13 protein-coding genes and 2 pseudogenes are annotated in these 13,622 nt (G+C 32.4%); all 15 read right to left on the bottom strand.

Going from position 1 to position 13,622, the window contains the following annotated elements:
• Positions 1-4: 4 nt before the first annotated feature.
• The 15 genes and pseudogenes from AC37UB_RS00160 to AC37UB_RS00090 all read right to left on the bottom strand — a co-directional run bounded on the left by AC37UB_RS00160 (position 5) and on the right by AC37UB_RS00090 (position 13,587).
• Positions 5-1,180, bottom strand: a complete 1,176-nt coding sequence (locus AC37UB_RS00160; protein ID WP_490685122.1) for an ABC-2 transporter permease — start codon at positions 1,178-1,180, stop codon at positions 5-7.
• A complete protein-coding gene (locus AC37UB_RS00155; protein ID WP_490685121.1) occupies positions 1,173-2,222 on the bottom strand; it encodes a hypothetical protein in 1,050 nt (349 codons plus the stop codon). The genes AC37UB_RS00160 and AC37UB_RS00155 overlap by 8 nt, the downstream gene beginning before the upstream one ends.
• A gap of 92 nt (positions 2,223-2,314) precedes the next feature.
• On the bottom strand, positions 2,315-3,049 hold the full coding sequence (locus AC37UB_RS00150) for a potassium channel family protein (protein ID WP_490685120.1): 735 nt from the start codon (positions 3,047-3,049) through the stop codon (positions 2,315-2,317).
• A 560-nt stretch (positions 3,050-3,609) separates the two neighbouring features.
• On the bottom strand, positions 3,610-3,963 hold the full coding sequence (locus AC37UB_RS00145; protein WP_117974019.1) for a phage holin family protein: 354 nt from the start codon (positions 3,961-3,963) through the stop codon (positions 3,610-3,612).
• Entirely contained in the window at positions 3,963-4,283 is a 321-nt protein-coding gene (locus AC37UB_RS00140) for a PspC domain-containing protein (protein ID WP_117974017.1), read from the bottom strand. Before AC37UB_RS00140 ends, AC37UB_RS00145 begins: the two co-directional genes overlap by 1 nt.
• 18 nt (positions 4,284-4,301) lie before the next feature.
• On the bottom strand, positions 4,302-5,801 hold the full coding sequence (gene liaX / locus AC37UB_RS00135) for a daptomycin-sensing surface protein LiaX (RefSeq protein ID WP_117974015.1): 1,500 nt from the start codon (positions 5,799-5,801) through the stop codon (positions 4,302-4,304).
• Positions 5,802-5,986: 185 nt separating this feature from the next.
• Positions 5,987-7,291 carry a murein hydrolase activator EnvC family protein gene (locus AC37UB_RS00130; RefSeq protein WP_158559467.1) on the bottom strand — a complete coding sequence of 435 codons (1,305 nt, stop codon included), beginning with the start codon at positions 7,289-7,291 and terminating at the stop codon, positions 5,987-5,989.
• Between the two features lie 136 nt (positions 7,292-7,427).
• A pseudogene (locus AC37UB_RS00125) lies at positions 7,428-7,841 on the bottom strand (argininosuccinate lyase); the annotation flags it as partial.
• Positions 7,832-8,417 (bottom strand): annotated as a pseudogene (locus tag AC37UB_RS00120) (argininosuccinate synthase domain-containing protein); the annotation flags it as partial. The pseudogenes AC37UB_RS00120 and AC37UB_RS00125, both read right to left, overlap by 10 nt.
• A 191-nt stretch (positions 8,418-8,608) precedes the next feature.
• Entirely contained in the window at positions 8,609-9,286 is a 678-nt protein-coding gene (phoU, locus tag AC37UB_RS00115; RefSeq protein WP_117974011.1) for a phosphate signaling complex protein PhoU, read from the bottom strand.
• Positions 9,287-9,323: 37 nt separating this feature from the next.
• Positions 9,324-10,076 (bottom strand): phosphate ABC transporter ATP-binding protein PstB, encoded by a 753-nt coding sequence (gene pstB, locus AC37UB_RS00110; RefSeq protein ID WP_117974009.1) that lies wholly within the window; start codon positions 10,074-10,076, stop codon positions 9,324-9,326.
• An 11-nt stretch (positions 10,077-10,087) separates the two neighbouring features.
• Positions 10,088-10,897, bottom strand: a complete 810-nt coding sequence (pstB, locus tag AC37UB_RS00105) for a phosphate ABC transporter ATP-binding protein PstB (protein WP_117974007.1) — start codon at positions 10,895-10,897, stop codon at positions 10,088-10,090.
• 13 nt (positions 10,898-10,910) lie between these two features.
• Entirely contained in the window at positions 10,911-11,795 is an 885-nt protein-coding gene (gene pstA, locus AC37UB_RS00100) for a phosphate ABC transporter permease PstA (protein ID WP_117974005.1), read from the bottom strand.
• Positions 11,795-12,715 carry a phosphate ABC transporter permease subunit PstC gene (gene pstC, locus AC37UB_RS00095; protein WP_117974003.1) on the bottom strand — a complete coding sequence of 307 codons (921 nt, stop codon included), beginning with the start codon at positions 12,713-12,715 and terminating at the stop codon, positions 11,795-11,797. Before pstC ends, pstA begins: the two co-directional genes overlap by 1 nt.
• 29 nt (positions 12,716-12,744) lie before the next feature.
• A complete protein-coding gene (locus AC37UB_RS00090) occupies positions 12,745-13,587 on the bottom strand; it encodes a phosphate ABC transporter substrate-binding protein PstS family protein (protein ID WP_490685368.1) in 843 nt (280 codons plus the stop codon).
• Positions 13,588-13,622 lie beyond the last annotated feature (35 nt).

Raw genomic sequence — 13,622 nt, 5'->3', positions numbered from 1 at the left:
CTCCTTATAGTTGACGTTTTTTTACGGTACTTAATTTAAGTAATAGAATCAACAACAACACTGTCACTCCAACGACAAGGTATCCTTGATTTGTCGTAAGGTAAGGGGTGGACCAAAAGAAACCTTGATATCCTGACACTATATCACCACTATATAAGTAACTAGTAGGTGAATAGTAAAGTGCGTAGATGTCTCCTAATCCATGTCGTTGATAAAACAGGCTGGAAAATGTTATTAACACAATCACGACCAGATTGATAAAATCTTGTTTTAGCCAAAAAGAAATTAAAAACGTGAACAATACAATGGCTAGACAACTTAATCCCATCAAACCTAAACTCTTCGCTAAAAACAAACCGATTGTCTCGCTAGAAAAGATTGAATTCAAATTAGACACGGCATCAATTGGAAAGACACTGTAGCTTGATGGTAAACTTAATGAACCAAATCCTCGGCGTAATCCTATCCAAATAAACCCGATACTAAGAGGAATTATCATTAAAAAGAGTCCGATAAACGTTATAATCAATTTAGCGATTAGTCGTTTAAATACACTCAAAGGGTAGCCATTTACTAAACTCTTATGCTGACGATCTTTACTAATCATATCTACCGAAAACAATATAGCTAACAAACTAAAAAGGACTGGTAATATTCGGTGCATTAGGCGAGAAACTACTTGCCAAGCTGTTTCTTCATTTAACTGATTTAACGATAACTTACTCGTTTGTTTAGCGTACTGCGCCATTTTTGGACCCATACTTCTATTACCATAAAAATTGTCAAACTCCGCGAAATCATTACCATATGTGTAATATAATGGGTTTAGATTCCTACCACCTTCATACCATTCAGCAGTTTCTTTCGCATATGTTTTGAAGTCTTGCTTTTTTAGAGCCTCATATCTTTTTTCTTCAATTGGCAATAACATACGAAATGATTCAACAGCACTTAAAGTGTCTGGGTGTGTCTCACCTTCAAGATTCACTGTTTCTAAAAAATGCTTTTTGTCTAGGTAGCTTGCTTCTATTTTTTTTAAATTCGTTGTTTCATAAATCTTAAAGTTGGGTTCAATTTTTATCACAAAAAATAAGGAAAGAAACCCCACAATCAAGTATAAGGCGATATTTTTTTTATTATGAAAAAAATCTTGCCATTCTTGTTTCAAATAATTAATCATTGTGTCTTCCTCCCCTACTTAATTTTAGTTGGATAAAAAAGATAACGATTAACACCACAATACTGCCAAGTAAATACATCACACCTTGATTAATTGAAACGTATGAAGTGCCTTCAATAATTAAAGATGGGGAAAGAACTGTTGCTAATTTAAGCTGGGTTGGAAACAACCAAATAAAGGCATAGGCCATACACTCAATAATCACCGTGACATAACTATTTTTGGTCATATTATTTAAAACTGAACTGATTAAAAATGATAGCATAAACATTAAATAGCCAAATAAAATATAATAGCAAATTTTCTTAACCACTGTTGTGATAACAAACTTATTTTGGTAAACGACTTCAATCAAGCTTAAATCACCAAATCCATTTCCACTAATACTTTGTAAAATAGCTAAATAACAAATACTTAAAACGAGTAATCCACCTAATATCAAACTCTTCTTAATAAAATTACGTATCAATCGTTGTGTTAAACTTCGAGGTTGTCCTTTCAACAGACTCTCATGTTCTTTTTCATCTACGATTAATCTTGCATTAACTACTGATATCAATGGAAACCATGCTACACCTAGTATTGTTAATAAAGAGATAATTAACCGACCAAATGTTAATGACTCCAACGGTAAGGTCTCACCTGATTCTTTTAACGCCTTGTAATACGTTTCATCTCTTTGTACCTGCTCTTTTGATAACTGAAGGGAGGTAATATCGGAAAAGCCATCCAACTGCCTAGCTTGTTTACGAATATCAGTCAATTCAATGGTTGTGTCGATATAATTTTGTTCATCTTCGAATAATAATGCGTTAGACTGTCTTGCTATCGCTGATGTTTGTTGTAATAAATTTTGATACAGCGTTCCCCCTTCATCACTTGGCACATTTCGATAATCTAAAAGGGCAACCGTGATTTGAAGTGTTTCAGCTTGATTTAATTCTTTCAGACGATAACTATTTTTCTGCTGAGAAATCATAAAGATTCCTGTCATCACTATAAAAAACAGTATCACATACACAATACGTTGTTTTTTACTCATTTTACACCTCAACTTCCTCATAATTATTTCATTTAATTTTAATTATATCACAATACCAAACAAAAAAGCCTCGCATAAAACGAGACTTTTTATCATTTTGTTGTGTTATTCAATTTTTGTTGTTTCTTTTTTTCTAATTCTAGCCAAGCTTCAATGATTTCTAAATCTTCCTTATTAAACGATTTTTGTTTTAGTAATTCTTCAATGACATCATCTGCTTTTTTATGATTGGGCTTCTTAGAATGACTAATAATCCGCGTTAAGTTACTAGTAAAAGTTGAAATAATTCCAACACCTAAGACCATTAATATCCCACCGACAAGTCTTCCTAACCCAGTTTGAATCATAATATCCCCATAACCAACAGTTGTGACAGTCTGCATCTCCCACCAAATCAAATCCTCATAATTTGTAATATTAGGCTCGATCCATAGTAACGGTAACGGTAAAAAAATAAAAATAATCAAAAAAGTATTAAAAAGTTTTCCTGTACCTGTTTCTCTTAATTTCAAAAATACAGGTAATAAATACCGTTGTCCAAGCGAAGTGATTTGTATACTCTGCATGATAAGCGGAAAAAATTTTACCAAACGAAATGCATGATGAAATGGGATAATCGCAATAAAATCTAAAAAATGATGTTTTAAATAATCCCTTTTATTATCGGTTTTCCATAATGTATAAAAACTATCTAAAGCAAAAATAAGCAATATTATGATATCTATTATTTCTTTGTATTGAAAATTAATAACATTGATAACTATTGAAATAATAATCAATAGAAACATCATGAGTAAATAAATTTTTTTTAATTTTTGTTGGTTCATTACTCTCTCCCACATGATTAATCTTTAACATTAAACAACTGTTCTTAGAAATTGAAAAGGATGATCATCTCATCTACTGATAAATTAAACAGGTTCATACTCTCCTCTATTTACAATAGTTCTAGCCTATCTCATATACACTGATAGAAAAATAATAAAATAACTTTATAGTAAAAATCAAGTTTTGTTTTTACTTTAGATTATCTATAAAATTTAACAGTTGGTTACATATTTTTCTTAGCGGTTGCTAACATCAATCGAATACGATTCAATCGATGATTGCACATCTATTTTAGCAAATACCCCACATCTGGAAGCGATTGGGTAAATGGTATGTTTTTTGCCAACCCATTAACACCATTACCATCAGTTTTTAAAAGAGTTTCCATCTGACTTTCTTTATCTGTTCTTATAGTTCATTTTCAAATTTTTTTCATAAATACCAGTTTAAATCAAAAGACATAAAAAATCTAGCAAAGAGATAAACTAACGGATAATCATATAAATAAACAAAAAAGCATACAGTGTTAACACACTATATGCTTCACTATCATACAATTTTAATATCTATCGACATGTCTATTAATCACAATGGAATTAATCAATGAAAGAAGTAGCGAAATAAATACTGCTGCTCCTAAACTAGAGAAAGCAAAGTTTTGTTCACCGACAATCACAGATGTGAATTTTAACATCATCCCATTTATTACGAAACTAAACAAACCAAATGTTATGAGTGTAATAGGTAGTGACAAGATATGTAATATGGGTTTTACTAATACATTTAATGCCGATAAAACAACACTTGCCACAATGGCTATCATAAAACTATTAACATAAAACATGGAAGGAAATAATACAGATAATGAGATGAACGCCAACGTATTAATAATTAGACGTTGAAAGTATGTCACTAAAAGTCACTCCAGTCATCTTCTTCTACTTTTTGTGCTTCTTTTCTTGGTCGTTTTGCTTTATATTGTTTAGATGATTCTTCATAATTATAACCGCCATATCCTTCATATGGAGAACGTGGTCTACTTTGTTTATTTGAACCTGGAACAATTAAGGCTAGCAAAATATATAAAATAATTGGTGAACCTAGTGTAAACATTGATAAAATCACATAAATGATTCTTACCAAGGTTGGATCGATATTAAAATATTCTGCAATACCTGCTAATGTTCCTGTTAAAACAATATTATTACTTGATTTTGTTAGTTTTCTTCCCATTTTTTTTCACTCCATCTATTAGTCATTATCTTTCAAGTAAATACTTCCTGTTGTCGTATTTAAAGATAATTGAACCATATTATCATCTTGTCGAACAAATTCAACCATTTGATTCATTCGCTCTTTCTTTTCTTTTAAAATATCAATGTTACTAAAACGATTTTTAATTGAGCCAAAATTCGTTTGGCAATCTGCTTGAATACCTGCTTGTTTTGCAAGGGAAACTTTGATGTCTCCATTTACCACAGTTGCTTTAATTTTTTTTGTTTTTAAATCATTTGAAGTAACTTTTACTGCGCCATTAATTAATGATACATTAGTATGCTCAATAACGGATTTACTGATTAATTCACCGTTAACAGTTTGACCAATAAAATCTACAATGTCACTATCTTCTACTTGAATATCACCATTAACACCTTCAACTTCAAGCATAGTTGCTTTAATATTTTTTACCTTCATTTTACCATTTGTTGATTTGAGGAAAATATCACCCAGTAACATATCTTCAACTTTAATATCGCCATTTAACATTTTCACTGACACATGATCAAATAAATGTTGTGGTAAATAAAAATCTAATTCACAACTTAGTCGTTTGTTTGGTACTTGAAATGAAATGTTTTCTTCATCTACAACAATTTCACTACGCTCAATGAATGCTTCAAATGGTGTGTTATTGTTTAATTTACCATAAAACTTAATGTTTGCAACGATCTTAACATCTGGTTGGTTCCATGTTTTAAATTTAACTTTACCATTTGCTACTTTGACATCAATCAACGTAGCTGTACTATTTGGATAAAGAAATTCATGTGTAAAACTATGAGAACTTACACCAGGTACTTTGATATTCACGTCTTTCCATTCCACATTATCAGAAACGGTAGAACTAACCGCATCCACTGTTTTTTTCAAAAAATCACCAAAGTATTTACCTGCTTCTTCTACTTTACCAGACGCATGGTTTATTTTTTGATTGGTTTGTTCTTTCCAATCTTTTGGAATATCAAACCCTAATATTTTTTCTGTTTCTTGTGCATCACGACGCTCTTTTTTTATCGATTTTAATTCTTCATTTAATTCTGCTTTGTCATTAGATAATTGAATATCTGTTTCTTTTAAATAAGCTAAATCTTTTTTTAGTTGCTCTCGCTCAGCTTCTTTTTCAGGAGTCAATGTATCTAAATCTTCCATTGTATCAAAGACTGTCAGTTGTTCTTCAATTTCTCGAATATCTTGTCTTAATCCTTGAATTTCAACTGTTAATTCATCATATTCTACAGATTTTCTATTTTCTTCTTCTGCTAATTTTTCTAACACTCTTTCTAATACTTTACTATCATTGTATCCTGTTTTGGATTGGCTTTCTGCTGATTTATAATTTACTTGCTTGGCTTCATTATCAATTAATTTTTCATCTTTTTCTGTGGCAATATTTTCTAATAATACTAATGCCTCATCAGTTGTTAAAATACCTTTTTTAACTAAGTCTAAAATTCGTTCACGTTCGTTCATTATATATCCTCCTCTTAACTTCTTTATCTATCACATTACTAACCTACACTCATATTATGTCTTATTTTTAAAGAAATGTCATAGGACTTGAGTTGGATTTATTCCTGTATACCAAGACTTATTCGTTTATCATTCTAAAAAATAAAAACCTTAAAATAAATTTTAAGGTTTTTATAGCTTACTGACTAAAAGGATAAGATAGACGTTGGATTAATAAATCCACTCCATAAACTAGAACTAATACCAAAATGTAAATGGGCTCCTGTTGAATTTCCTGTTGATCCGACTGTCCCAATTGTGTCTCCTGCGTCAACTACTGAGCCAACACTTGTACCGATATTTGTCATATGCATATAGTATGTATACAATCCATTGTCATGTAAAATAATCACGTGATTACCAGCACTTGGATGATAACTTGCTTCCACTACTTGACCAGCTCTAGATGCCAATATTGGCGTTCCTGCTCCAGTAGCTAAATCAATTCCATCATGATGATCTCCTGAGTAACCAGTTGGATCCGTTCTGGAACCAAACCCACTCGTTATCGTATACCCTCCAGAAAGTGGCAATGAGAAGCCATCTTGACTTGGTAGTGAGATTGTTTCATTTTTGTCTTCATCTGTTTTGGTATTATTATTACTCTTTCCAATCGCACTAGATTGCTTAGAAATGGAAAGGCTCGATTGAGCTTCTAATTGTTTAGCTTCTGCTTCTTTTTGTTCTTTTTCACGTTGTTCTTGTAACGCTTTTTTAGCTGCTGCTTGTTTATCCGATAATTCTTTCAAACGTTTTTTATTTTCTTCAGAAATACGTTTAGCTTCTGCTTTTTGTGATTCATATGCAGATTTATTATCTGTTTCTTTTGATAACTCTTTTAAAATTTTATCTGCCAAAGCAACTTGCTCTGCTTTACTTTTTTCTAATTTTTCTTGTTTTGTTTTTAACTCTTTAGCAGTCTTGTTAACATCAACAACTTTTTTATTTAATGTTTCTTTTTTCTTAGCTAAGGTAGCTTGATCTTTTTTTTGTTCATCCATAATATCTTTATTAGCTGAGACTAATTTAGAATAGGCTACTGTTCGACTAAGTGCATCAGATATTGATTCTGACTCTAAGATAACATTGACCAAATCTTGATCTTCCCTATTTAACTGCATAGAACGAGCTTGACTTTCTATTTGTTTGTTCCGCTTATTAATAATGATTGTTAAATCATCTATTTCTTTTGTTAATGAATTAATTTCTTTTTCTAATGATGCCTTTTCTTCTAACACCTTATTGATATCTTTATCCAATTTAGCAATAGTTGAATCTAAATCAGATAGCGTTTTATCTGATGCCTGTTTCTTTGCATTTAACTCATCTATTTTTTTTTGAGAGTCCTCTATTTTTTTATCAACACTCTCAGCATGAATAACAGCCGGACAAACAAATCCAGATAGAGTTGTTGTTAATAAAGTAAAGGCAATCATTTTTTTAAATCTCATGTATAGTCTAACTCCAATTCTATTTCTATTTATTATTTTCATTGTAAACTATAACATAAATTCATCATAAAAAGGTTACAAAAAAATGACATTTTTAATCATATTGTCTTCACCCGCCAACTATTATATGAACGCTTTACTCACTTGATAGCGTTGATTTTGCCAGAGAAATTTGATTCTTTACTTGTTCAAAGCCAGTTCCACCAAGACTATTCCTTCGTTTCACAGCCGTTTGGGACTGTAACACGTCATATATATCCTTATCTATTAAAAGAGATAATTCTTGGTAACGAGTTAGAGGAACATCTTGTAAATAACAACCAGCAGTAGCACATTCTAGAACAAGTAACCCTAAGATTTCATGAGCTTGTCTAGATGGTACTCACTTAGAAGCTAAATAATCTGCCAATGCGGTTACATGAGAACAATCTTTTTCAGCTAAATAAAGCATTTTTTCTTTATTGAGTCTCATGGTTTCCAACATATCTGTCAAAATAACCATTGACACACCCATTGTCTCAATAGTATCAAACATGCCTTCTTTGTCTTCTTAACAGTGGCTCTCCTCTTGTATAATTTCACTTTTGCGGTTCCATTAACTACTTTTTGTGTTTCTTTAATGTATGCTAAAATCGCTTGTATCGCTGGATTAAATCATAATGCATTGTCTATTAAATTAGACAATGTGTTTTCTAAAATTGGTTTAAAATGCGATACTTCGCGTACGAGTGTTCAATCTTCACTTTCTTTATGATCCGGTAAGAGTGTCATCGCCCCTAGACACTCATATGCCATCACTGTTGCATCAACTTGATGCGCTAATTCTACTAATTTTTTTAAAATTAATAGACGACTTAAAGCCGATACTAATGGGTATTTTTGCTCATAGTAAGCATGTGTTGGTAAGGCTGGTAAGACAACATCAGTCACAAACTCTTCACGAACATCAATCACATAAGATTCAATAGCGCCAACTGTCAAGGCTTTTTCTTTAATAAATCTAAATCTTTCCCTTCACCTACATCCAAGTAAACAGCAACCACATCATACTCTTTTTTAACCAACTAATTGCTACTGATGTATCCAATCTATCTGAATAAGCTAAACCTACTTTTTCTTTTGTCATATTATATTCCTCTAATTTCTACAAATTAAATTATGTTCAATATTATCTATTTCAAGGTACCTCCTCAACATATTTATTCATAAAATAACGTAAAAATTAATATTTATTCTTAAAAGGCCATTTAAAGTGAATATAAAATCTTTAAAATATATAAAAAACACTTAGATAATAAATCTAAGTGTTTTAATTGATTATTCATCTTCATGCATTGTTGCTGCTAATTCGGATATTTTACCTGTTCTTAAGTAGATAATCCACTCACAGATATTGCAGACATAATCCCCGATACGTTCTAAATATCCAGCAACCTGTAAATAATCAGCTCCAACAATAACTGTTTCAGTATCTTGTTCCATAGCTTTAATTGAATGACGATAAATCGATTTAAAATAATCATTTGTTACTCTATCACTTTGAGCGATTTTGATTGCTTTGTCGCTATCTGTATGAATATAAGCATCCAATACAGAACTAACCATTCCCATTACATGTGTCGCCATATCAGATATTTCCTCTTCAATCGATAAAACACGTTTGTTTCCTTTTAATCGAATCGTTGCTTTTGCAATTGAAACAGCATGATCTCCCATACGTTCTAAGTCGGAACTTGCTTTCATAATTGTTACAATGCGTCTTAAATCTGTTGTAACAGGTTGTTGTAGAGCAATCATTTCAAAACTCTTCTTTTCCAGACCTAATTCCTGTGCGTTGATTTCGCTATCAGATTCAATCACATTTTTTGCTAGTGATTTATCATGGTCAATAAATGCACGTACAGAATTACTAATCGCTGTATTTACATCATTACCCATGTTTTCAAATTTATCATGTAGATTTTGTAAATCTTCTTCAAATTGACTTCTAAGCATGTCCTTCATCTCCTTCATCTTGCCTTATCTTTTTTTGTTAACCAAACTTACCAGTGATATAATCTTCCGTTTCTTTTTGTCCAGGATTTAAAAATATTTTTTTCGTTTTATCATATTCAATTAAATCACCATTTAGAAAAAACGCTGTTTTATCTGATATACGTGAGGCTTGTTGCATATTATGTGTTACCATAATCATTGTATAGTCATCCTTTAATTCTAACAACATATTTTCTATTTTACCACTAGAAACTGGATCAAGAGCACTAGTTGGTTCATCCAATAAGATAACTTCAGGTTGAACAGCTAGTACTCGAGCGATACATACCCGCTGTTGTTGGCCACCAGACAAAGAAAGTGCGCTTTTATTTAATTTATCTTTTACATCATCCCAAACCGCTGCAGCTTTTAGACTTTCTTCCACTATACGATCTAGTTCTTCTTTAGAATGCTTTCCTTCCAATCGTAAACCATAAATAACATTTTCATAAATACTAAATGGAAAAGGATTAGGTTGTTGGAACACCATTCCAATTTGTTTACGTAGCGTGACAATATCTGTTTTTGGACTATAGATATCATTATTTTTATACGTCACTTTCCCTGTAATCGTTACAGATGGAATTAAATCATTCATTCGATTTAACGTTCTTAAAAAAGTTGACTTTCCACATCCTGATGGGCCAATCAAAGCCGTAATGCCACCTTGATCAAAATCCATCGTAATTCCCTTTAAGGCTTCATTATTACCATAATATAAGTGCAAGTCGTTTGATTCAATTATTGACATAACGTTCCTCCTTAACCAAAGTGACCTGAAACATAATCTTCGGTTGCTTGTATTTTTGGACGAGTGAAGATTTTTTTCGTTTGATCATATTCTAACACCTTACCCATGTAAAAGAACGCAGTATAATCACTAATACGAGACGCTTGTTGCATATTATGTGTTACGATGACAATCGTGTAATCTTCTTTTAAATTAATTAATGTTTCTTCCACCTTACTAGTAGAAATTGGATCTAGTGCGCTAGCTGGTTCATCCAGCAATAAAATATCTGGTTTCATCGCAATAGCACGAGCGATACAAAGTCGTTGTTGTTGTCCACCTGATAATGCTAATGCACTTTTATGTAAATCGTCTTTTACTTGATCCCATAAAGCTGCCTGTTTCAAACTTGTTTCGACTGCTTCATCCAAAGTTTGTTTATCTTTTTGTCCATGACGTTTTAAGGCAAATGTAATGTTTTCATAAATAGATTTACTGAATGGATTAGGTCTTTGAAATACCATTCCAATATGTTTTCTCATCTCATAAACATCAACTTTTGACGAATTAATGTCAATGTTTTTATAAATAATTTCTCCTGTCACTTTTGTCCCGTCGATTTGATCATTCATTCGATTTAAAGAACGTAAATAAGTTGATTTTCCACATCCTGACGGACCAATAAGAGACGTAATTTTATTTTTTTCAAATTCTAGTGATACCCCTTTAATCGCCTCATTATCACCATACCAAACATGTATATCTTTTGTTTCTAACGCCAAATTCTGTTCATCTTTATTCATTGTTATGATATGCGTATCATCGGTATTATAAGTTTTCATTTAAATCCCCAATCTAAGCTGATGTAATTTTTTTATGGAGTTTCTTACCTAAGAAACGTGCTAAAAAGTTAAATAGTAATACAGCAATGATCAACACAGCAGAAGCTCCTGCTGATACTTGAGCGCCATCTGGCATGTTACCTTCACTATTAATTTTCCAAATGTGAACAGCTAGTGTTTCTGCCTGTCTAAAGATATTTAATGGACTAGAAATGCTTAATGGGTTCCAATTAGTAAAATCAAGTGCTGGAGCACTTTGTCCAGCAGTATAAATTAATGCTGCGGCTTCACCAAAAATACGACCTGCTCCTAAAATAACGCCTGTTAAAATACCTGGTAGTGCTTCAGGAACCACAACACGTGTGACAGTTTCCCATCTTGATAAGCCAAGAGCTAAGCCTGCTTCACGTTGTGTATAATGCACAGCTTTTAATGATTCTTCAACATTTCTTGTTAAGAGGGGTAAGTTGAAAAACGTTAAAGCTAATGCACCAGAAATAATAGAAAAGCCTAAACCAGCTTGAATAACAAACACTAAGAATCCAAATAAACCAACAACCACTGAAGGAAGTGAACTTAATACTTCAATCGCTGTACGAATAACGTTAGTAAAAAAGTTTTTCTTGGCATATTCTGATAAATAAATACCAGCTCCTAAAGAAATTGGAATACTAATTAGCATCGTAATAATTAATAAGTAAAATGAGTTAAACAACTGAATACCAATCCCTCCACCAGCTTGAAAACTCTTAGATGGTGTCGTTAAGAAACTCCAACTGATATGAGGTAATCCACGACCTAAAATATACAAAATTAAACTAGCCAGGATTAATGTAATAATACCTGCAACGGCGTATAATACGCCTGTTGCTATCTTATCCGCTTTTTTTGCATTCATTATTTCAGCTCTCCTTTTTTACCAATTAATCGTGTCACAACATTAAAGAATAGAGACATTAATAGCAATAGTAAAGCTAATGACCAAAGTGCATTGTTTTCAAGTGTTCCCATAACAGTATTTCCTATTCCCATAGTTAACACACTTGTTAAAGTTGAGGCTGGTGTAATTAAGTTATGTGGCATCAGTGAAGCATTACCAATAACCATTTGAATGGCTAAAGCTTCCCCAAAGGCTCTTGCCATACCAAATACAACAGCAGTTAAAATACCTGGAATTGCCGCCCTTAGCACTACCTTATAGATTGTTTGCCAACGTGTTGCGCCAAGTGCTAATGATGCTTCACGATAATGTCTTGGTACAGATTTTAATGCATCAATTGTCATTGATGTTACTGTTGGTAAAATCATAACAAATAAAACAAAAGTTCCAGCCAAAATACCAAATCCAGACCCTCCAAATACATTACGTACAGCAGGAACAACAACAGATAGCCCAATAAATCCATAAACAACTGAAGGAATACCAACCAATAATTCAATAACTGGTTGTAATATTTTTGTTCCTAATTTTGGTGAAATCTCTGTCATAAAAACCGCTGCACCAATCGCAAAAGGCGTTGCAATAATGGCGGATAATAGTGTCACAATAAACGAGCCTGTAATCATTGGCAATGCTCCAACCAATGGTTTTCCAGAGTCACTCACAGATCCTGGGTTCCATTCTTTTCCAAAAAGAAAATCGAATAGATTTACTTTATCTTTAAAGAAGGTAGCTAAACCTTTACTCGCTACAAAATAAAAGATGGCAACGACAACGACAACAATAAATAAAATGGCAATAAAACTAATAGTCTTACCAAATTGTTCTAATTTTGCTTTTTTTGACTTTTTTAGCAATTTGCTTTGAATATCTTCCAAAATATATCCTCCTATTGAAACAACAATTTTTATTTGGAAATTTCTTTTATATTACCTTCAACATCACGCTCAACTTGCATTTGTGATACTGGTATATAACCAAGTTGAGGAACAATATCTTCTTGTACTTCATCAGTCAACATATATTCTAAGAACTCTTTTGTTAATCCATTTGGTTCTCCTTTTGTATACATATGTTCATATGACCAAATAACCCATTTATTATTTTTAACGTTATTTTCTGTAGGTTTTACACCATCAATACTTAATGTTGCCACATCTTTTGTAACATAAGAGAAAGCTACGTAACTGATTGCGCCAGGTGTGGTACTAACGATTTGTCTAACCATCCCAGTAGAGTCTTGTTCTTGTGACCCTTTTGCTTTTTGTCCATCCAATACCCATTGTTCAAACGTGTGACGACTACCACTTCCTGTAGCTCGATTAATCAAAACGACATCTTGATCTTTTCCGCCAACTTCTTTCCAATTGGTAATTTCACCTGTAAATATTTTCCTTAAATTTTCCATTGTGATGTTTGACACACCAACTTCTTTATTAATGATTGGTGTCAATCCAACAACAGCTACTTTATGATCAACTAATAGTTTACTGTCAATTCCTTCTTTTTCTTCTGCAAACAAATCGGAATCACCTATCTGTACGGCACCGGATTGAACTTGACTTAAACCAGTTCCACTACCTCCACCTTGTACATTAATAAATTTACCTAAATGATTACTACTATATTGTTCACCAGCTGCCTCAACAAGTGGTTGCATGGCAGATGACCCAACAGCATTAATAGATTCTCCATTGTCAACTGCGCCACATCCTGTAACAGTCAATAAAAACCCTACTGATGCGATCATTTTTAACACTCTTTTCACGAATGTCCCCCCTAAAT

Source organism: Vagococcus changpingensis (genome assembly GCF_058211775.1).
Note: the sequence above shows the minus strand (reverse complement) of the source record. Positions and strands in the feature narration are given on the sequence as shown.

Bases quoted from the DNA above. Each gene is read 5' to 3' on its own strand.
- AC37UB_RS00160 (WP_490685122.1), bottom strand. From the start codon at position 1,180: ATGATTAATTATTTGAAACAAGAATGGCAAGATTTTTTTCATAATAAA.
- AC37UB_RS00150 (WP_490685120.1), bottom strand. From the start codon at position 3,049: ATGAACCAACAAAAATTAAAAAAAATTTATTTACTCATGATGTTTCTA.
- AC37UB_RS00090 (WP_490685368.1), bottom strand. From the start codon at position 13,587: ATGATCGCATCAGTAGGGTTTTTATTGACTGTTACAGGATGTGGCGCA.
- pstB (WP_117974009.1), bottom strand. From the start codon at position 10,076: ATGTCAATAATTGAATCAAACGACTTGCACTTATATTATGGTAATAAT.
- pstB (WP_117974007.1), bottom strand. From the start codon at position 10,897: ATGAAAACTTATAATACCGATGATACGCATATCATAACAATGAATAAA.
- AC37UB_RS00130 (WP_158559467.1), bottom strand. From the start codon at position 7,291: ATGAGATTTAAAAAAATGATTGCCTTTACTTTATTAACAACAACTCTA.
- pstA (WP_117974005.1), bottom strand. From the start codon at position 11,795: ATGAATGCAAAAAAAGCGGATAAGATAGCAACAGGCGTATTATACGCC.
- AC37UB_RS00155 (WP_490685121.1), bottom strand. From the start codon at position 2,222: ATGAGTAAAAAACAACGTATTGTGTATGTGATACTGTTTTTTATAGTG.
- liaX (WP_117974015.1), bottom strand. From the start codon at position 5,801: ATGAACGAACGTGAACGAATTTTAGACTTAGTTAAAAAAGGTATTTTA.
- AC37UB_RS00140 (WP_117974017.1), bottom strand. From the start codon at position 4,283: ATGGGAAGAAAACTAACAAAATCAAGTAATAATATTGTTTTAACAGGA.
- phoU (WP_117974011.1), bottom strand. From the start codon at position 9,286: ATGCTTAGAAGTCAATTTGAAGAAGATTTACAAAATCTACATGATAAA.